Consider the following 19,731-nt stretch of genomic DNA (forward strand, 5'->3'; position numbering starts at 1 on the left):
TCTGGGACAGCGGATTTCCGCAGGTGATGATGGCGGGCGTTCACCTGTGTCTGCTTTCGGAGGTCGCACCCCCATGCGCCGTAAAAGGAGCTTGATCCTGGCCTCGGCGGCCACGGTCGCCGCGCTCGCCACCGCCTGGATAGCCCTGCCCGCCTCGGCTGCCGCGCCCACCGCCACCCTGCGGACGGTCTCCGACTGGGGCTCCGGATGGCAGGACGAGGTGACCGTGACGAACTCCGGAACGTCCACCATGACGTCCTGGAAAGTGGAATTCGATCTGCCCGCCGGAGGCTCGGTCGGCAGTTTCTGGGAAGCCGACATGGCCGCCTCCGGCAGTCACCGGACATTCAGCAGCCGCTCCTGGAACGGCACCCTTCCGGTCGGTGCGAGCGTGACGTTCGGTTTTGTCGGTGCGGGCGCGCAGCCGGTCAACTGCAAGCTGAACGGCAACCCGTGCGCGGGCGGAGCGGTCGTCACGACACCGCCCACGACCGCCCCGACGACGGTGCCGACCACCCGGCCGACGACGGCGGCGCCCACGACCACGACTGCCGCTCCCACGACGGCACCGACCACACCTGCGGCCACCACACCGGCCCAGACCGTTCCGCCCGCGGGCGATCTGCTGCCGGTCACCCTGACCAACAACAGCGGCCGCAACCAGCCGGTCTTCGTCTACGTGCTCGGCGTCAACCTGCAGACTGGCAAGCTCGGCTACGTGAACGCGAGTGGCGCCTTCACCCCGTGGACCGGTGGCGGCCCGGTGCCGGTGCCGGCTCCGGACGTCGCGATCCCCGGCCCGGCCAACGGTTCCAGCACCACGATCAAGGTGCTGAAGAACCTCTCCGGCCGGATCTACTTCTCCTTCGGCGAGAAGCTCGACTTCCGGCTCACCGGTGACGGTCTGGTCCAGCCCGCGCCGTGGGCCGGTGGCGACCCCAACCGGGACATCCTCTTCGACTGGAGCGAGTTCACCCTCAACGGTTCGGGCCTGTGGTTGAACAGTTCGCAGGTGGACATGTTCGCGGTGCCGCACGTCGTCTCGGTCACCGGCGGCAGTGGCAAGACCAGCAAGACCGGTGAGGTGGTGGCGGGCGGCCGGCAGAAGGTGATCGACGCGGTCAAGGCCAACCCGGACTTCGCCAAGAGTGTCGTCACCGGCTCGGACGGCACCGTGCTGCGGGTGCTCGCCCCGGGCAAGGCCGCCGACGCGGGGCTGATGAGCCCGACCTACCTGGACTCCTACATCACCAGTGCGTGGAACGCGTACACGGCGAAGACCTTGACCGTGGTCCCGTTCGGGGACCGTCCGGACGTGAAGTACTCCGGGCGCACCGCCGGGAACGTCATGAACTTCACCGACGGCACCGGCAGGACCGTGGCGTCGTTCACGAAACCGTCCACCGCGAACGTCTGGGGCTGCGACGGCGCGCTCGGTGCACCGAACGACCAGATCGTCGGCCCGATCGCCCGGACCCTGTGCGCGGCGCTGTGGCGGACCACGCTGGGAACCATCGACACCCAGCCCGGCGGTACGGCTGCCGACTTCTACCGGAGCGGCCCGGCCAACCCGTACGCGAAGGCCGTCCACGACCACATGATCGACGGCAAGGCCTACGCTTTCGCCTTCGACGACGTGCAGAACCAGGAGTCCCTGGTCCACGACGGGGACCCCCGCGCGGCAGGCATCACGCTCACCGCTTTCTGATCATCTACATCGACGAAGCCCACTCTGCAAAGAGTGGGCTTCGTGCGCTATGTGGCAACCATCACTTGGTGGTCATCTACGTATTTCTGCGCAGGCCGGGGCGTGTTCGGCCGTACACCGAACCCCTCGCGGCGCCGAACGCAAGTTTCCTTCAGGTGTCCGGCCGGTTAGCCTCCCCTCAGGTTAGGTAAGGTTTACCTTATTGGAGGCCCCGTTGGAGCGGTCCGATTCCCCGCATCTGTTTTCCGCGTCAACGCTGGACGTCTATACGTCCGGCGTGTGGCACGCGTCGGCACTGCTGGCCGACAGGGTGAAGGCAGTGCGGCAGCCGTACTCCGGCGCCACCGTCACCGAGCTGCAGGAACAGGTCGACGCCGTCGACCTCGACCAGCCGCTCGGCGACACCGGAGCGGCACTGCACGAAGTCGCCCGGCTCTACCTGGACAACGCCGTCTGGTTCCACGAGCCCACCTACGTCGCCCACCTGAACTGTCCGGTCGCGCTCCCCGCGCTCAGCGCCGAAGTGCTGATCTCCGCGGTGAACTCGTCGGTGGACACCTGGGACCAGAGCACCGCGGGCACCCTCATCGAACGCCGCCTGATCGACTGGACGGCCGGCCGGATCGGTTTCGGCCCGGGCGCCGACGGCATCTTCACCAGCGGCGGCACCCAGTCCAACCTGCAGGCCCTGCTGCTGGCCCGCGAGGAGGCCCTCTCCGTTCATCAGGATCGAAGCGCCATCCCCCGGCTGCGGATCTTCGCCACCACCCAGAGCCACTTCAGCGTCAGCAAGTCGGCCGGGATCCTCGGCATGTCGGCCGACGCGGTGATCGGCGTCGCCACCGACCACACCGGAAAGATGGACGCTGCGGCCCTGACCGTCGCGATCGACGACGCCCGCCGGGACGGGGGCATCCCGATGGCCGTCGTCGCCACCGCGGGCACCACCGATCTGGGCCGGATCGACCCGGTCGCGGAGATCGCCGCCATCTGCGAGCGACAGGGCATCTGGTTGCACGTGGACGCCGCGTACGGCTGTGGCCTGCTCGTCTCCACCCGCCGCCGGCACCTGCTGGACGGCATCGAACGCGCCGACTCGGTGACCGTGGACTTCCACAAGAGCTACTTCCAGCCGGTCAGCTCCAGCGCCATCGTGGTGCGCCGGGGCGAGACGATGCGCCGGATCGCGGTGCACGCCGACTACCTCAACCCACGGACGGCGGCCCTGCCGAACCAGGTCGACAAGAGTCTGCAGACCACCCGCCGGTTCGACGCCCTGAAACTGTGGATGACGCTGCGGACCATGGGCTCCGACCAGATCGGCGACATGTTCGACGCCGTGGTCGACCGGGCGCACGACGTACACACGCTGATCACCGCCGACCCGGACTTCGAGGCGGCCGCCGAGCCGACCCTCAGCACGGTCCTCTTCCGCTATCGGCCGGGGCAGCTGAGTGTCGCCGAGTGCGACGAGCTGATGCCGAGACTGCGGCAGCGGCTCTTCTACGGCGGGCGCGCGATCGTCGCCGGCACCACCATCGGCGGCCACTACTGGCTCAAGTTCACCCTGCTCAACCCGAACACCACGATGGACAACCTGCGCGACGTGCTGGACCTGATCCGGGGGATCGGGCGCGAGATGACCGGCGAACGCGACGAGGCCGCGGCGGTGATGGCCTGATGCGTACGTACGACTTCATCGCCATCGGTGTCGGCCCGTTCAACCTGGGCCTGGCCGCCCTGACCGAGGACCTGCCGGACGTCGACGGGATCTTCCTGGAGCAGCGGGCCGAGTTCGACTGGCATCCGGGGCTGATGCTCGACGGTGTCACGATCCAGGTGCCGTTCCTCGCCGACCTGGTCACGATGGCCGACCCGACGAACCGGTTCTCGTTCCTCAACTACCTCAAGCAGGTGGGCCGGCTCTACCCGTTCTACATCCGGGAGAGCTTCTTCCCGCTGCGCGCCGAGTACAACGAGTACTGCAAGTGGGTGGCCCGGCAGCTGCCGTCGATCCACTGGAACACCCGGGTCGACACGGTCACCCACGACGGCTCCGGATATCTGGTGCACACCGCCGGTGGCGAGACGTTCCGGGCCCGCAAGCTGGTGCTCGGCATCGGCACCGAACCGCGCGTGCCGGCTGCCGTCGACCAGGGGCCGTTCGTGCACAGCGCCGACTACCTGCCGAACAAGCAGCAGCTGCAGGGGCTGGACTCGATCACGGTCATCGGCAGCGGGCAGAGTGCCGCCGAGATCTATCTCGACCTGCTCAACGACATCGAGACGTACGGCTACCACCTGAGCTGGATCACCCGGTCGCCCCGGTACTTCCCGATGGAATACACGAAGCTGACCCTGGAGATGACGTCACCGGACTACATCCGGTACCACCAGGCCCTGCCCATGGAGGTCCGCGACCGGCTCGGCCGGGAACAGCGCAACCTCTACAAGGGCATCAGCGGCGACCTGGTCGACGCCATCTACGAGACGCTGTACGCCAAGAGCCTGCACGGCCCGGTCCCGACCACACTGCTCACCGGCACCGCCCTGGAGGGCGTGATCTGGGACGGCGAGCGCTGGACCCTCGCGCTCGAACACCAGCAGGAGGGCCGCTCCTTCACCGCCACCACCCAGGGCCTGGTTCTGGCCACCGGGTACGCCCCACGGGTCCCGTCGTTCCTGGAGCCGGTGCGGGACCGGATCAACTGGGACGCCCGCGGCCGGTTCGACGTGACCGCGGACTACGCCGTCGACACCGCCGGTGCCGAGATCTTCGTCCAGAACGCGGCCGAGCACACCCACAGCGTGACCGATCCCGACCTGGGCATGGGACCGTACCGGAACTCGGTGATCCTCAAGGCCATCACCGGCCGGGAGATCTACCGGATCGAGGAGTCGATCGCGTTCCAGCAGTTCGGAGTCCCGGGTCGCAAGAGGTCCCAAGCCGACATCCCTCGTCAGTTGGTGAAGCGATGAGACTCGTACCGCTCGATCTCGACCGGGATCTTGATCTTCTGCACGAATGGGTCACCCACCCGCGCTCGCACTACTGGGGACTCCAGGACGCGACCCCCGACCGGGTCCGCGCGGAGTACCAGGGCTTTCTCGACAACCCGGACTACGACGTGTGGCTCGGGCTCGACGACGACGACAGCCCGCTCTTCCTCGCCGAGACCTACGACCCGGCACACAGCGAACTGGCACCGCACTACCCGGTGCGCCCGGGTGACATCGGCATGCACGTGCTGGTCGCCCCGCCGACCCGGAAACGCTCCGGGGTCACCTCCGCGGTGATGCGCGCCGTGATGGACCACTGCTTCGCCGACTCCCGCATCGAACGGGTGGTGGTCGAGCCGGACGTCCGCAACGACGCCATCCACCGCAAGAACGCCGAGGTCGGGTTCGTGGTGGACCGGGACGTGCCACTGCACGGCAAGACCGGCCGGCTCAGCTTCTGCACCCGGACCGCCTACGAGATGAGCGTCCCGCATCTGAGCCCGGAAGCCATCACGTTCGCGCATCGCCGCCTGATCGCGAAAGCGATCGCCGAGTTCAGCCACGAGCGCCTGATCGAGCCGGTCGCCGCCGGAGACCGTTTCCGGTTCGGCGACAACACCTTCACCGCCAAGCGCTACCCGCTCGAACACTGGGTGATCGACCCGGACTCGCTCGACGGGCCGCTCGACGCACTCGACTTCATCGCCGGACTGCGCGAGACACTCGGCATCCCGGAGAAGCTGCTCGGCACGTACCTGGAGGAGATCTCGGCGACCCTGGCCGGGACCGCCTGGAAGTTCGCGCACCGCCGGGAGACCGCCGCCGACCTAGTGCACGCGAGCTTCCAGACCATCGAGGCCGCGATGACCGAGGGTCACCCCGGCTTCGTCGCCAACAACGGGCGGATCGGTTACGGACTCCGTGATCACGAGGCCTACGTGCCGGAGTCCGGCCGGCCGGTCCGGTTGCGGTGGGTCGCGATCCTCAGGACCGAGAGCCTGTTCGTGTACGACGGGGACGAGCGCGCGTTCTACGAGGCGGAGTTCGGTGCGGACCTGCTGACCCGCTTCGAGCAGCAGTTGCGTGGCCACGGGCTGGACCCGGCCGACTACCGCTACCTGCCGGTGCACCCGTGGCAGTGGGAGCACAAGGTCACCGTCACGTTCGCCCCCGACGTGGCCCGCCGGGCGATCGTCCCGCTCGACGCCGGAACTGATCGTCATCAGGCACAGCAGTCGATCCGCACGTTCTTCAACCTGGACCGGCCGGACCGGCACTACGTGAAGACCGCGATCGCCGTACAGAACATGGGTTTCCTGCGCGGGCTGTCGCCGAAGTACATGCGGGCCACCCCGCCGATCAACGCATGGGTGGCGTCCGTCGTCGAAGGTGACGAGGAACTGCGCGCCTGCGGATTCGGCGTACTGCGCGAGCTGGCCGCGACCGGGTACACCGGCGACGCCTACCACCGGACCGGCACACCGTCGGCGTACACCAAGATGCTCGCCGCCCTGTGGCGGGAGAGCCCGGTGACCCGGATCAGCGAGACCGAACGGCTCGCCACCATGGCCAGCCTCCTGCACCGCGACCGGGACGGAAACGCCCTGGCCACCGCCCTGATCCGGGAATCCGGAGTGGACGCGGCGACGTGGGTGGCGACCTACCTGCGCGCCTACCTGCGGCCGGTCGTGCACTGCATCCTGGCGCACGATCTGGCGTTCATGCCGCACGGCGAGAACCTGATCCTGGTGCTGGAGAACCACGTACCGACCCGGGTGTTCATGAAGGACATCGGCGAGGAGGTGGCGGTCATGAACGACCAGCCGCTGCCGCCCGACGTCGAACGGATCCGGGTCTCGGTCAGTGACGAGTTCAAGGAACTGGCGATCTTCACCGACGTCTTCGACGGTTTCCTGCGGCACCTCGCCGGAATCCTCGACGCCGACGGGATGCTCGGCGCGGCCGAGTTCTGGGCGCTCGCCGGAGACTGCGTCCGGGCGCACGCCAAGGACCACCCGCACCTGGCCGGGCGGCTCGACCTGCTGCGGCCCACGTTCCAGCACTCCTGCCTGAACCGGCTCCAACTGCGCAACACCCTCCAGATGGTCGACCTCACCGACCAGGCCAGCTCGCTGATCTTCGCCGGTGAGCTGGAGAACCCGATCGCTTCATGAGCGAGCTTGCGAGCGAATCATTCAGCACAGGTGTAATGCATGGCAGCGCCGGAGCGAAGCGTAGGTGATGGCATGAAGCTCTACCGCGACAGCCACGGGATCCCGCACCTGCGGGCCGGCTCGGTCCTCGACCTGGCCTGGCTCCAGGGGCGGGTGACCGCTATCGATCGGGGCCGCCAGATCGAGGTGGAACGCCGTCGCTCGGAGGGCCGGCTCGCCGAGACAGCCGGTGCCGCCGAGCTGGGCTGGGACCGTTTCGCCCGGCGGGCCCGGCTCGACGACACCGCACGCCGGTGTTACGAGAATTCGGATGTATCCACCAAGCGCTGGGTCGAGGCGTTCGCTGATGGCGTTCGCGCCGGTGGTATCGAATGGCATCCGTGGTCGTCCTACGGGGTCTTCCTGGTGCAGCACATCCTGTTCGGGACGTTCGGCAACAAACTGTGGCGGGCGCACGTCGGGAAGACCCTCGGGCCCGAAGCGCTGGACTGGTTCGCGATCGAAGGCCCCGGCGGCTCCGGCAGCAACGCCTGGACCCTCGGCGGCCAGATCGCCGGTGATCCCCATCGGCTGCTCGAACTGCCCGGCGTCTACCAGCAGATCCGCCTCGCCTGCCCGTCCTTCGACGTCGCCGGGCTGACCTTCCCCGGCGTCCCCGGCGTGCAGCACTTCGGGCACACCGGTTCGGTGGCCTGGGCGATCACCAACGCGATGGCCGATTATCAGGACCTCTTCATCGAGGAGATCCGCGCGGGCGAGGCGGGGCTGGAGGCACGCGGCGCGACCGGCTGGGAGCCGGTGGTCACCCATCAGGAGACGATTGTCGTACGGGACGCCGAAACGGTCGTCGTGGACATCATGGAGACGGCTCGTGGGCCGGTCATCGACGGGACTCTGAGTCTTCGTACCCCCGCAAGGGCCGATTTTGATCTGGGTTTCGACGCCCTGCTGCCGTTGTTGCACGCGACGACCGTGGACGACGTGGCGGACGCGTTGTCCCGCTGGGTCGAACCGGTCAACAGTGTCCTCACCAGCGACTCCACCGGCCGTACCCGGCAGCTGACGGTCGGGCGGGTGCCGCAGCGCGACGACCGCAACCAACTCGTCCCGGTGCCCGCCTGGGAACCACGCCACCAGTGGAAACCGGGCTGGGCGCCGATGTTCCGGGCCGACGTCGAGTCAGCGGTCAACGCCAACGACCGGCGGCCGGACACCGCCCCCTACGGCGTGGACTTCGCCCCGCCCGGCCGGGCCCGCCGCATCCGGGCACTGCTCGACGAAGGTGTCACCCACGAGCGGATCCACATGGACACCGCCCTGCCCGCCTCATCCCTGGAAGCCGGGGCGCGGATGGCCCGGCGGACCGCGGTGGCCCGGGCGCTGTGCGACCTGCCCGCTTTGCAGCCGCTCTTCACACCGAGCGGCCACGATCCGCTCTTCGCGCCGTGGACCGACCCGCGCGCCCGCATCGGCATCGCCCTCGACGGGGTGCTCGGCGGGCTGGGCCTGGACCCGTCCGCCCTGGTCCCGCTCGACTCCGGGGAATCGTCGGCGTGGGGGGAACGGCATCTGCTCCACCCGATCCAGCTGCCCGGGCTCGACGCGGTCGTCCCCAACGTGGAGTTGAGTGGATCGGCCGACTGTGTGCTCAACACCTCCAGCGTGCCGGGCGTCAGTGACCTGTGCTGGCGCGGGCCGGTCGCCCGGTACGTCTGGGACGTCACCGACCGGTCCCGCAGCCGGTGGGTGGTGCCGTTCGGCGCCTCCGACGACCCGTCGTCACCACACTTCCTGGACCAGTTGCCGCATTGGACCGCGGGCACGCTCATCGAGTTGGTCACCGACTGGGACCTGCTCACCTTCGACGGGAGCTTTTCATGATCGCCTTTTCGGAGAAGTTGCCCGGCCTGGGCGAGCTGGTGATGATCCCGCTCGACCCGGTGGCCCATGCGCCACTGGTGCACTCCTGGGTGGTGAAGGAACGCAACCGCTTCTGGGGCATGCCCGAACACAGCGTCGAGCAGGTGTCCGAGATCTACGCCTTCGTCGACAGCCTGGACAGTCACCACGCCTACCTGCTGCTGCTCGACGACCACGCGATCGGGATCTTCCAGACCTACCAGCCTGCCCTCGACCCGGTCGCCGAATGCTACGAGGTCCAGCCCGGCGACTTCGGCCTGCACCTGCTCCTCGACGCCGGCGACCGAAAACTGCCGCACGTGACGAGCATGGTCTTCCCGGCCCTGCTCCGGCACCTGTTCACCGACCCGTCCCGAACCCGGCTGATCGCCGAGCCGGACATCCGCAACGACCGCATGATCACCCGCTTGCAGCGCGAGGGTTTCACCCTGGGCCCGATCATCGACATGGGCCACAAGCAGGCAAGATTGACATTCCTGGACAGGTCCCGTTTCGAAAATCCAAAAGAGTGAAAGTTCCTCCATCGGGGGAGTAGGGTTGATACGAGACCAGATGCGTTGTCACACTGGTCTCATGACAACAAGACTCCTGCGGGAGGCACCCATGAGTGCGAGTAGCACCAACCCCATCCCGTCCCGCGACGAAGGCGGTTTCACACCCTTCGAGCAGTTCCTCAGGCAGTGGGGCAAGCCGTTGCTGACGGCCGAGGAGTGGGCCGCTTCTGCCCCGGATGTCTTCGAAACAGCTGAGGGACTCGACGAGTTCCTCAGCTGGTACCGCGCTGAGCGTCAGAAGAATTTTGGCTGATCAGTACCGATGCGTCCCATTGTCTACGATACCGATGTCGCATCCGCGGAGATCAAGCGCCGGCTACCGTCGGCGCTTGCCGCAAAGCTTGCTGGCCGCAGTCCGGTGCTGACATTCGTTGGTCAAGCCGAACTTCTGGAATGGACATTCGGTCGGAATTGGGGTTCGTGGAAGCGTGCCCAGTTCGATCGGTGGTTCATTGATGTTCCGACGTTGCCGGGCGATCCGCTGGTGGCGCAGACCTATGCGAGGCTCTCGTTCGCTGCGAAGTCCCGAGGCAGGCCACGCCCGATGAACGATATGTGGGTCGCCTCCTGTTGCCTCGCACACGACCTGCCGTTGGCGACTCTCAACGTGAAGGATTTCGACGACTTTCGCATTCATCACGGGCTTGAGATCGTGACCGCCTGATCCGAGTCCCCCCGGTTGGCTATCGTCTCGGGCATGGAGTTCCGGGGTGAGTTGCAGAAGACCGGGGGGACCACCACCGGCTTTCAGATTCCTGACGACCTGGTTGCCGGGCTCGGCGGGGGTGGGCGGCCCAAAGTCGTCGTCGAGGTCGGGGACTTCGAGTTCCGGTCGTCGATCGCGAAGATGGGCGGGGCCTACTGGCTCGGCGTGAGCGCCGAGCGGCGGACGGCCGGTGGGCTCGAAGGCGGGCAGGTCTACGAACTGCGGATCACGCTGGACGAGGTCCCCCGTACCATCGAAGTGCCCGAAGATCTCGCCGTGGCCCTTGCCGCCGAACCGGGCGCCAAAGCCTTCTGGGACACCGTGTCGCCCAGCAATCAGCGCTGGCACGCCGATCAGTTGACCTCGGCGAAGACCCCGGAGACTCGCTCCCGGCGGCTCGCGAAGTCCCTCGACCTGCTGCGCGCCGGTAAGGCCCGCTGACGTTCACAGCGGGCGGAAGGCCACCTCCGGGTCGAGCAGCGTCGCCCAGGCCGGCCGGTACGCCGGTAGCCGCCCGTCCATCTCCTCCTGCAGGTTGGTGCGCCACGGCCCGGACACGCCGTCGTCGTGCCACCACACCGGCCAGGAGTCGTAGCGGCGTTCGATGTTGACCCCGGTGGCGCTGGTCTCCACTCGCAGGAACAGCCACCGGCCGTACCGCGGGTCGGATTCGGCTCGGCGCAGCGCCCGGACCAGTTCGGTGAGCCGCCGGAACGCCGCGTACCGCTCCTCGTCGAGCCGATCAGCGGGCGGACGGTCGCCGGGCTGGGCGCTGAAGCTGGTGGCGTCGGCGTAGGCGAGCAGCGAGCACCGCCCGTCACCGTCCGGGGAACGGTCCTGCAGCCAGCCGACCAGGGTGTCGAGTTCGGCGGTGGTGGGCGGGGCCGGGCGGGACAGTTCGGGGGAGTCCCGCATGGCCGCCCACACCAGCCGGTCGTGTTCGCCCTGGCTGAGTTGCCGGACCCGGCGCATCGGCGGCCGCCGGCCGGGCCGGATCCGGGGTGCGGCGCTGCCGGGCAGGAGGCCGCCACGCCGGGCGCCGTCGAGGGCCGCGCCGATGTCCGGCGGGGTGTCGGTGAGGATCTCGGTCAGCAGGTCGGTGAAGTGCGCGCCGGTCAGGTCGGCCCGGACCGCGGCGGCGAGCAGTTGTTCGGCGGCCTGCCGGGGGCCGTACCGGCTGAGCGCGACGATCGTGCTCTCCGCGGTGAGCAGCGGCCCGGCCATCTCGGTCATGCCGTCGGGCAGACCGGCCGGGTAGCGGACCCGGGACCAGCGGCCACTCTCGTGCCAGATCACAAAACCGAGCCGGTCACGTTCGGCCAGCGGCGACAGCGTGTCCCAGGGCAGCCAGTCGGGGGCGCCGGTGAGCAGGTCCAGCGCCGGTTCGAGCCGGGTGGTGGCGCTCTCCTGGAGGCTGTGCCCCCAGAGCACCGCGCGGCGGCCGTCGAGCAGCGCGAACCGGGCCCAACTGCCGTCGTCGTCCTGCCGTCCGGCGCCGAGTTCGTCGATCGACCAGGTGCCGGGCCGGCCGAGAGCCGCGTAGGTGGCGCTCAGCGTCGCCCAGCGGGTCCAGAGAAGTCCGGGAGCGGGCAGGTCGACGTTGCTCAGCATCCGTCCACTGTGCCAAATACTTCGCCGGTCGGCTGGCATCGCCCCTCTACGATGCGAACGTCTTCGATCAAAGGGGGAGATGAATGCCGTTTAAACGATCGCGTTTCCTGGCCGCCGGTGTGCTGAGTGCCGCCGTCGCCATCGCCGGGGCCGTCGCGGTGCCGTCGAGCGCCCAGGCGGCTGGGAAGCCGGCGACGACCAGCGCGGCCGAGCGCCGCCGTCTGGACAAGCTGCCGACGCCGAAGCTCGGCTGGTACAAGTGCTACCAGACCGCCGAGTGCGCGACGGTGAAGGTTCCGCTCGACTACGACAAACCGAAGGGCGCGAAAACCGAGATCGCGATCCTCCGGGTCAAGGCGAAGAACCAGAAGACCAAGATCGGCAGTCTGTTCGTCAACCCGGGTGGCCCCGGTGGTTCGGCCACGATGATGGCGCTGGACGCTCCGCTGTTCCTCAGCGACTCGGTGCTGGCGCGTTTCGACGTCGTCGGCGTCGACCCGCGGGGCATCGGCAGCAGCGCCAACATCAAGTGCTTCAAGTCGGTCAAGGACCAGACCGCGGTCTTCAACAAGATGAACGTGGCGTTCCCGCTCGGCAAGAAGCAGGAGCAGCGCTACATCAGCGGCGCGAAGTCGTTCGGCAAGTCCTGCTCGTCCACCGGCAAGACGCTCGCCGGCGCGATGTCCACGTCCGAGGTGGCCCGTGACATGGAGCTGATGCGCCGTGCCGTCGGTGACAAGAAGCTGACCTACCTGGGCTTCAGCTACGGCACCGCCCTCGGCCAGTACTACGCCAACCTGTTCCCGGACCGTTTCCGGGCCATCGCCATCGACGGCAACATCGACCCGCGGCAGTGGGCCGGTACCGGCAGCAGTGGCAGCAAGATCCTGGACGCGCGGATGAAGTCGGCCAACGGTGCCACCAAGGCTCTGTGGGAGATCCTGAAGCGCTGCGACGCCGCCGGCGAGCAGTACTGTTCGTTCGCGGCCGGCAACCCGGTCACCAACTTCAAGAAGGTGGCCGCGAAACTGCGGGCCAAGCCGCTGGTCGTCGAGGACGAGTACGGCAAGTTCACCATCACCTACGCGGACTTCGTGGGTGCGCTGCTGAGCGCCATGTACTCGCCGTACGCCGGTGAGTCGGTCACCGCGATCGCCGCCGAGGTCGCCGGGCTGCAGGCCGGTGGATCCGCGGCGGCATCCGCGAAGGTGTCGCTGCGCAAGCGTTACCTGACCGCTCAGAAGAACGGGTACGACTTCCCGTACGACAACAGCTTCGAGGCGCAGAGCGCGGTCATCTGCACCGACGGCAAGCACCCGAAGAACGCCACCGGCTGGCCGGTGTACACCGCGGCCCGCGACCTGAACGCGCCGTACTTCGGCCGGCTCTGGGGCTGGCTGAGTGTCCAGTGCGCGAGCAGCACGTGGACCGTCAAGGACGAGGACGCCTATCGTGGTCCGTTCAACAAGCGGACCAAGGCTCCGGTGCTGATCGTCGGCAACTACTGGGACCCGGCGACGAACTACGCCGCGTCCGTGTCGTCGAGCAAGCTGCTGCCGAACTCGCGACTGCTGACCAGCAACAACTGGGGTCACACCGCGTACGGCACGGGTGCCTGTGCGACCAACGCCATCGACCGTTACCTGCTGACCGGCAAGGTTCCGGCGAAGGGCACCAAGTGTGCGGCGGACCACCAGCCGTTCACCGTGGCCCTGTCGTCCGGTGAGGGACCGGAACCGGGCGACGACCTGTCGACGATGTCGGCGGCCACTCCCGGTAAGAAGCTGCCGCCCGTAGTGGCGCCGCAGCCGGTGTCGGTTCTCACCGGTACTCGCTGACCTGTCCAGGGCGCCGGGCTCATGCGGCCCGGCGCCCGTCCTTACTGGGCTTCCAGTCGGCGCTGTCGTGGCTGTCCGCGGTGAACCCGGCGAACGAAGCGATCAATAGTAGGGCGAAGAAGACAACCAGTGTGATTCCCATGTGTTCCAGCGTGGTCCTGTCTCCGGCTCCGGAACAGTGGCAGGAATGCCATACACCTTCAAGAAACTGCCAACCTGCGGGTAGGGTGGCCGCATGCTGAGAAGCGTCGCCGTCATCGTCATGGCCGAAGTCGCCGTCTTCGAACTCGGTGTCCTCTGCGAGATGTTCGGTTACGACCGCACCCCCGAAGGCCTGCCCGGTTACGAGTTCGCGGTGTGCAGCGTCGACGGCGCCCCCGTCTCCAGCCACGCCGGATTCAGCATCAGCCCCACCCACGACCTGACGTTCGCCGAGACCGCCGATCTGGTCGCCATCGCCCCCAACGACACCCGGGAAGCCCCACCCGAAGTGATCCAGGTGCTGCAGCGAGCCCATGCCCGCGGCGCCTGGGTGATGAGTGTCTGCACCGGCGCGTTCACCCTCGGCCGGGCCGGTCTGCTCGACGACCGCCGCTGCACCACCCACTGGCGCTACACCGACCGGCTGGCCGCCGAGTTCCCGGACGCCAAAGTCGACCCCGGCGTCCTCTACGTCGTCGACGACAACATCCTGACCAGCGCCGGAACCGCCGCCGCCATCGACTGCGGCCTGCACCTGATCCGCGAGGAACAAGGCTCCGCGGTCGCCGCCCAGATCGCCCGCCGGATGGTCGTCCCACCCCACCGCGACGGCGGCCAGGCCCAGTACATCGAGACACCCATCCACTCGTCGGTCACCTGCGAGACCATCCAGCCCCTGCTCACCCACGTGCTGGAAACCCTCGACCGCGCCCACACCGTCGACACGATGGCCGACCAGGTGCACATGGCCCCCCGCACGTTCGCCCGCCGTTTCCGCTCCGAAACCGGCGCCACCCCGCACGACTGGCTGACGAACCAGCGGGTCCTACTGGCCCGCCGCCTCCTCGAAGACACCGACCTGGGCATCGACAGCATCGCCAACCGAGCCGGTTTCGGCAGCGCCCAGACGCTCCGCCACCACTTCACCCAGCGCCTGTCGACAACACCCCAGAACTACCGGAGCACCTTCAAAACCAAACCCTGACCCTTCTCCGGTACGCCCCACACCTCCCGCCGAACATTCACCCTCGCGAGAGTCCCCGCGACGCCGGACCCACCTGCTCTTAGCTTGTTCTTCATCCCGTACGACGCGGGTTGGTGCCCTTCTTGTAGTGGCCGGTCGTTGATGGGCCTGGCCGGTGGCCAGCGTGGGTCCCCCGCCGCACCCGGGCCCGGGGTGAGCCGCTCCGGCGGCACCGGGCGTTCCCACGGCCGGCGCAGGTCCTGGGCGAGCGCTCGGGTCTGGCCGTAAAGCCGGGTGTCGGTGTGCGTGACCGTCTGCTCGGTGTCCCAGGTGGCGGAGTCGCCGAAGACGAACTCGCCGCCGTGTCTGGCGGGCCGACTGCCCTCGGGGTGGTAGACGCGGGCCGGGGTCGCTCGGCGCAGCACCCGGTCGGAGCGCGTCCGGCCGAGGATCTCGATCGGTAGGTCACGCAGCAGCCAGGCGATGCGCGGGGCCTCGTAGCCGGCGTCGAGCACGATGAGGATCTCGCGGTCGCCGGGCTCCCACTGCCCGACAGCGGTGCGGCGGTTGACGAGCTGCCGGATCTGCGCGCACGTGATCGTGGTGACGTCCGCGCCGGGCGGCCAAGACGTCAGGGGGTGAGGATGATGCGGCCGCCGATGCCGCCTTTCTCCAGAAGCTCGTGTGCCTCGCGCGCTTGAGTGAGCGGGAACGTGTGTGCGACGCGCAGGGTGAGCGTGCCGTCGTCTACCAACCTCGCCAGTTCGGCCAGACGCCCTCCGTCGGCGAAGACCTCCTGAACGACGACGCGAGTGCCGCGAATCGGCGGCGGAGCGAAGGGAGCGACGAGCGCCACGAAGGTGCCAGCGCTGCGCAGCGCCTGGTGGGCCGTGATGCCGAGGACCGCGGCGTCGATCACGGCGTCCACGCCCCCGGGAACGATTCGGCGTACGGCGGGACCGAGGTCATCGGAGGACGTCACGACCTGCGAGGCGATCGCCCGGACGCGGTCGGCGTCGCTGGGACGAGCTAGGGCTATGGTGCGTACTCCCCGCAGCTTCGCCAGTTCGAGGGCGAATCCGCCGACTCCGCCAGATGCGCCGGTGACCAGCAGAGTCTGCCCTGCTTTGACGCCGGCCAGGTCGAGAGCGCGATCGGCCGTCAGCGCGTTCAGCGGCAGCGTGGCCGCATGGGTGAGCGGGACCGATGCCGGCGCGGGAGCAAGAGCCGACTCGTCCAGCACCACATACTCCGCGTGCGTGCCGCCGGCGAACAGCAGATCCCGCAGTCCGATCACCGGATCGCCGACGTGGAACCGGGTTGCCCTGGGCCCGAGGGCGTCGACGTGCCCGGCTACGTCCCAGCCAAGGCCGTACTGGCTCATCGGTGGCATGAGCCCGCCGGCGGTGAGGCGACCGGCCCGGGCGGACAGATCGATGGGGTTGAGCGAGGATGCCACGACCTTCACCCGGACCTGCCGGACGCCGGGTTCGGGGCTCGGTGAATCGGCCAGTTCGAGAACGTCGGTGCCGCCGGAGGCGCGGACAATGATTGACTTCATGACGGCGACGCTAGGCGGTAGCTGTTGATCGAGACAGAGGGCACTTCGCAGTGCCTGAGGCACTGGGAGGAACCCGCGATGGCAACGATGAGCGCCGGGCACAAGCGCGAGATCAGCAAACAGGACTACAACGCTAACCTCGCCGAATGCGCCGGTCACGAGGTGCTCTCGGCGTTGAGTGACAAATGGCTGACTCTCGTCGTCAGTGCCCTGGCGGACGGACCCTTACGGCACAGCGAACTCGCCCGGATCATCGCCGGCGCCAGCCAGAAGATGCTCACTCAGACACTGCGGAAGCTGGAACGCGACGGCCTGGTCGTCCGCACGGTGACCGCTTCGGTCCCGCCCCGCGTGGACTACGAACTCACGGCGCTCGGGCACGGCCTCCTGCCGATCCAGCGGTCCATCAAAACCTGGGCGGAGACCCACATCGACGCGATCCACAAGGCCCGGGTGCGCTACGACGCCAACGGCGACTGAACGAAGATGGCTCAGGCCGATTCGACCGCTCCGCCGCCGGAGCCGGAGGTCAGATTGCGAACGGCGTTCAGTTCGGCATGCTGGGCTCGGCCTGACATGCGTCGAGCGTCGCATCACGGCGCGCTGAGGGCTGTCGTGTTTCAGCGCCGCAGCGTTCGGAGCCAGGCCGCCGCTTCGTCCGGTGTGGCCACCACGGGGGCCGGTGGAGTGGCGGGACGATTCACCATCAGGACGGGTATGCCCAGCTCATGGGCGGCGGCGAGCTTCGCGGGGGAGCCGCCGCTGTCCTTGGTGACGAGGACGTCGATGTGGTGCCGGGTCAGGATGGCGAGTTCCCCCGCAACGGTGAACGGGCCCCGGTCGAGCAGTACCTCCAGGTTCCGGGGGACGTCGCCGGTGGGCGCTTCGACGGAACGGGACAGGAACCAGCACTCGTCCAGTCCGGCGAAGACCGGGAGTCCCTGACGGCCGGTGGTGAGGAAGACCCGGCGCCCCAGGTGGGGCAAACCGGCGGCGGCGGCGGGCAGGGACGCGACGCGGTGCCAGTCGTCGCCCGGTCCGGCGCTCCAGGCGGGTCTGCGCAGGATCATCAGCGGTACGCCGGTGCCGGCGCACGCCTCGAACACGTTCCCGCTCATGGTCGCCGCGAACGGATGGGTGGCGTCGACGACCGCGCCGACGCCGGTGTCCCGCAGATATCCGGCGAGCCCGGTGGCTCCGCCGAATCCGCCGATCCGTACCTCCCCGGCGGGCAACAGCGGTGCACTGGTCCGCCCGGCCAGCGAACTGACGACGGCGAACTCACCGTGGATCAGCCCGGCGAGCCGCCGCGCCTCGGTGGTCCCGCCGAGGACCAGCACCTTCACGAACGCCCCGGATCAGCCGTCGACGAGAAACCAAGATCCGGCGACGGCGACGGCGTTCGGGTGGCGGAGCGGTGGCGGGTGGTGGAGTAGAGGTGGCTGTCGGGGAACTGGCCGGCGGTCAGGGCGGCGCCGACGACGATGACCGCGGTCCGGCGTACGCCCGCCTGGTGCACTTTCGCCGTGATGTCCGCGAGGGTGCCGCGAAGAATGACCTCGTCGGGCCGGGAGGCCCGGGCGACCACCGCGACCGGGCAGTCCGCGCCGTAGTTGCCGACGAGTTCGCCGACCACCGCCTCGATCCGCTGGACGGCCAGGTGCAGCACCATGGTGGCCCGGCTGGCGCCGAGAGTGGCCAGGTCCTCGCCGGGCGGCATGGCGGTGGCCCGTTCTGCGGTGCGGGTCAGAATGACGGTCTGTGCCACTTCGGGGACGGTGAATTCCCTGGCCAGGGCCGCGGCGGCGGCGGCGAACGCGGGCACCCCGGGGGTCACGTCGTAGGGGACACCGGCCGCGTCGAGCCGCCGCATCTGTTCGGCGACGGCGCTGAACACCGACGGGTCACCGGAGTGCAGGCGGGCCACGTCCCGGCCGAGTCCGTGCGCGGTCACCATCTCGGTGATGATCTCGTCGAGGTTCAGGTTCGCGGTGTCGATCTTGCGGGCGCCGGGCGGGCAGGCATCCAGCAACTCGGCCGGAACGAGACTGCCCGCGTAGAGGCAGACCGGCGACGCCGCGATGATCCGGTGCCCGCGCAGGGTGATCAGATCGGCGGCGCCGGGTCCGGCACCGATGAAGTGGACGGTCATCGAGGCACCACCGACCAGATCGTCACCGGCATGAACGAGCGCCAGCCGGTGAATCCGCCGACCGGTGATCCGCGCTGCACCGTGATCCGGGTCAGTTCGCCGCCGAACCGCGCGTAGCCGGCGGCCACGACGGCCTCCGACTCGACGGTCACCGCGTTCGCCACCAGGCGCCCACCGGGCCGCAGCGCGTCGAGACAACGGTCCAGCACGCCGTCGCGGGTCAAGCCGCCTCCAATGAAGATCGTGTCCGGTTGTGGCAACCCGGCCAGGGCGTCCGGGGCGCGGCCGTGCACGACCCGAAGTCCGGGGACGCCGAGCGCGGCCGCGTTGGTGGTGATCGTGGCGATCCGGTCGGCCGAGGACTCGATCGCGATCACTCGGCAGGACGGGTGGGCGCGCGCCCACTCGATGCCGATGCTGCCGGATCCGGCGCCGACGTCCCACAGCAGCCGCCCGGGCGCGGGAGCGAGCGCAGCCAGCGTCACTGCCCGGACCTCCCGTTTGGTCAGTTGACCGTCGCCCTGATAGGCCGCGTCGTCGAGTCCGGTTACCACCGGCAGCTCCGGGCCGTCGGCGCAGTCGATCGCGACGACGTTGAGCGGATCGCCGGGCGGGAGGACCCAGCCGTCCGCGGTGCCGGTGACGACACGTTCACCCGGCCCGCCGAGTTGTTCCAGAACGGTGAGCTCGCTGTCCCCGTACCCCCGCTGGGTCAGAATCGCGGCGACAGCCGCCGGGGTCTGGGCCCCGGCCGACAGGACCAGGATCCGGCGGCCGGGGTTGATCACCCGATGCAGGGTCTCGACCGGAGCGGTGACCAAGGTCACGACGTCGGTGGCGGCGAGATCCCAGCCCAGCCGGGCCGCGGCCAGCGACACCGACGACGGATGCGGCAGTACGCGCATCCGCTCGGCACCGATCACCCTGGTCAATGTGGTGCCGATGCCGTGGAACATGGGATCGCCGCTGGCGAGCACACACACCCGGCGGCCCCGCTCCGCCTCGATCAGTCCGGGCAGGGCCGGGACCAGCGGTGACGGCCACGGGACACGGCGGCCGTCCACCTCGGCGGGCAGCAGGCCGAGTTGGCGGTGGCCGCCGAGGACCACCTCCGCCTCGGTCAGGGCCCGCTGGGCCGAACCGGAGAGATCAGGCCACCCACCGGCTCCGATGCCGATCACGGTGACCGGATGTTCCGTACGCATGCGCTGAACCTAACCCGTGGGAATTTTCAGATCTTGTTGAGCCAAGACGGCGTGACGCGCGTACCCCAGTGTGACGGCCCCTTCGCGGACGGGGTGGTCACGTCGGCCGCATGGGGTGGCAGGCGCCGTGAGACGAC

At 68.8% G+C, this 19,731-nt stretch carries 19 protein-coding genes; 12 read left to right on the forward strand and 7 right to left on the reverse strand.

Annotated elements, in window-relative coordinates; translation table 11 throughout:
* Window positions 1–73: 73 nt before the first annotated feature.
* From BLU81_RS41015 to BLU81_RS41055, 9 genes are all read left to right on the forward strand, one after another.
* A complete protein-coding gene (locus BLU81_RS41015) occupies window positions 74–1,708 on the forward strand; it encodes a beta-1,3-glucanase family protein (protein ID WP_092554165.1) in 1,635 nt (544 codons plus the stop codon).
* Between the two features lie 214 nt (window positions 1,709–1,922).
* Window positions 1,923–3,389: a pyridoxal phosphate-dependent decarboxylase family protein gene (locus BLU81_RS41020; protein ID WP_231953749.1), complete on the forward strand. Its 1,467-nt coding sequence runs from the start codon at window positions 1,923–1,925 to the stop codon at window positions 3,387–3,389.
* The gene (locus tag BLU81_RS41025) at window positions 3,389–4,687 is read left to right on the forward strand and encodes a lysine N(6)-hydroxylase/L-ornithine N(5)-oxygenase family protein (protein ID WP_092554171.1); all 1,299 of its coding nucleotides are present in this window, start codon (window positions 3,389–3,391) and stop codon (window positions 4,685–4,687) included. Before BLU81_RS41020 ends, BLU81_RS41025 begins: the two co-directional genes overlap by 1 nt.
* Window positions 4,684–6,882: a GNAT family N-acetyltransferase gene (locus tag BLU81_RS41030; protein WP_092554174.1), complete on the forward strand. Its 2,199-nt coding sequence runs from the start codon at window positions 4,684–4,686 to the stop codon at window positions 6,880–6,882. Before BLU81_RS41025 ends, BLU81_RS41030 begins: the two co-directional genes overlap by 4 nt.
* Before the next feature lie 72 nt (window positions 6,883–6,954).
* Window positions 6,955–8,763 (forward strand): penicillin acylase family protein, encoded by a 1,809-nt coding sequence (locus tag BLU81_RS41035; RefSeq protein WP_092554177.1) that lies wholly within the window; start codon window positions 6,955–6,957, stop codon window positions 8,761–8,763.
* Complete coding sequence (locus BLU81_RS41040; RefSeq protein ID WP_373873315.1) at window positions 8,760–9,314, forward strand: GNAT family N-acetyltransferase; 555 nt, start codon at window positions 8,760–8,762, stop codon at window positions 9,312–9,314. The genes BLU81_RS41035 and BLU81_RS41040 overlap by 4 nt, the downstream gene beginning before the upstream one ends.
* Window positions 9,315–9,405: 91 nt before the next feature.
* The gene (locus tag BLU81_RS41045; protein WP_092554180.1) at window positions 9,406–9,609 is read left to right on the forward strand and encodes a hypothetical protein; all 204 of its coding nucleotides are present in this window, start codon (window positions 9,406–9,408) and stop codon (window positions 9,607–9,609) included.
* Between the two features lie 9 nt (window positions 9,610–9,618).
* Window positions 9,619–10,020 (forward strand): PIN domain-containing protein, encoded by a 402-nt coding sequence (locus BLU81_RS41050; RefSeq protein ID WP_092554183.1) that lies wholly within the window; start codon window positions 9,619–9,621, stop codon window positions 10,018–10,020.
* 33 nt (window positions 10,021–10,053) lie between these two features.
* On the forward strand, window positions 10,054–10,503 hold the full coding sequence (locus tag BLU81_RS41055; RefSeq protein ID WP_092554186.1) for a YdeI/OmpD-associated family protein: 450 nt from the start codon (window positions 10,054–10,056) through the stop codon (window positions 10,501–10,503).
* Window positions 10,504–10,506: 3 nt separating this feature from the next.
* Here BLU81_RS41055 and BLU81_RS41060 read toward each other — a convergent pair whose 3' ends face one another.
* Window positions 10,507–11,673, reverse strand: a complete 1,167-nt coding sequence (locus BLU81_RS41060; protein ID WP_092554189.1) for a hypothetical protein — start codon at window positions 11,671–11,673, stop codon at window positions 10,507–10,509.
* 83 nt (window positions 11,674–11,756) lie between these two features.
* On the opposite strand from BLU81_RS41060, the gene BLU81_RS41065 reads away from it, so the two are divergent.
* Window positions 11,757–13,511, forward strand: coding sequence for an alpha/beta hydrolase (locus BLU81_RS41065; RefSeq protein WP_092554192.1), 1,755 nt, complete (start codon window positions 11,757–11,759; stop codon window positions 13,509–13,511).
* A gap of 19 nt (window positions 13,512–13,530) precedes the next feature.
* Here BLU81_RS41065 and BLU81_RS51705 read toward each other — a convergent pair whose 3' ends face one another.
* On the reverse strand, window positions 13,531–13,653 hold the full coding sequence (locus tag BLU81_RS51705; protein ID WP_269460966.1) for a hypothetical protein: 123 nt from the start codon (window positions 13,651–13,653) through the stop codon (window positions 13,531–13,533).
* 93 nt (window positions 13,654–13,746) lie between these two features.
* On the opposite strand from BLU81_RS51705, the gene BLU81_RS41070 reads away from it, so the two are divergent.
* Window positions 13,747–14,697 (forward strand): GlxA family transcriptional regulator, encoded by a 951-nt coding sequence (locus BLU81_RS41070; RefSeq protein ID WP_092554195.1) that lies wholly within the window; start codon window positions 13,747–13,749, stop codon window positions 14,695–14,697.
* Here BLU81_RS41070 and BLU81_RS52170 read toward each other — a convergent pair.
* The gene (locus BLU81_RS52170; RefSeq protein ID WP_231953750.1) at window positions 14,667–15,191 is read right to left on the reverse strand and encodes a transposase; all 525 of its coding nucleotides are present in this window, start codon (window positions 15,189–15,191) and stop codon (window positions 14,667–14,669) included. The two genes, BLU81_RS41070 and BLU81_RS52170, sit on opposite strands and share 31 nt — an antisense overlap.
* Window positions 15,192–15,307: 116 nt before the next feature.
* On the reverse strand, window positions 15,308–16,237 hold the full coding sequence (locus tag BLU81_RS41080; protein WP_092554198.1) for an NADP-dependent oxidoreductase: 930 nt from the start codon (window positions 16,235–16,237) through the stop codon (window positions 15,308–15,310).
* 78 nt (window positions 16,238–16,315) lie between these two features.
* Between BLU81_RS41080 and BLU81_RS41085 the strand changes: the two genes are divergently transcribed.
* Window positions 16,316–16,717: a winged helix-turn-helix transcriptional regulator gene (locus BLU81_RS41085; protein ID WP_092554201.1), complete on the forward strand. Its 402-nt coding sequence runs from the start codon at window positions 16,316–16,318 to the stop codon at window positions 16,715–16,717.
* A gap of 140 nt (window positions 16,718–16,857) precedes the next feature.
* Here BLU81_RS41085 and BLU81_RS41090 read toward each other — a convergent pair whose 3' ends face one another.
* Genes BLU81_RS41090 through cbiE form a run of 3 tightly spaced genes read right to left on the reverse strand, consistent with a single transcriptional unit; the run spans window position 16,858 to window position 19,594 of the window.
* Window positions 16,858–17,583: a cobalt-precorrin-6A reductase gene (locus tag BLU81_RS41090; protein WP_092554204.1), complete on the reverse strand. Its 726-nt coding sequence runs from the start codon at window positions 17,581–17,583 to the stop codon at window positions 16,858–16,860.
* Entirely contained in the window at window positions 17,580–18,389 is an 810-nt protein-coding gene (gene cobM / locus BLU81_RS41095) for a precorrin-4 C(11)-methyltransferase (RefSeq protein ID WP_092554207.1), read from the reverse strand. Before cobM ends, BLU81_RS41090 begins: the two co-directional genes overlap by 4 nt.
* Window positions 18,386–19,594: a precorrin-6y C5,15-methyltransferase (decarboxylating) subunit CbiE gene (gene cbiE / locus BLU81_RS41100; protein ID WP_092554210.1), complete on the reverse strand. Its 1,209-nt coding sequence runs from the start codon at window positions 19,592–19,594 to the stop codon at window positions 18,386–18,388. Before cbiE ends, cobM begins: the two co-directional genes overlap by 4 nt.
* Window positions 19,595–19,731: the final 137 nt, after the last annotated feature.

It is taken from the genome of Actinoplanes derwentensis, assembly GCF_900104725.1.
Classification (GTDB): domain Bacteria; phylum Actinomycetota; class Actinomycetes; order Mycobacteriales; family Micromonosporaceae; genus Actinoplanes; species Actinoplanes derwentensis.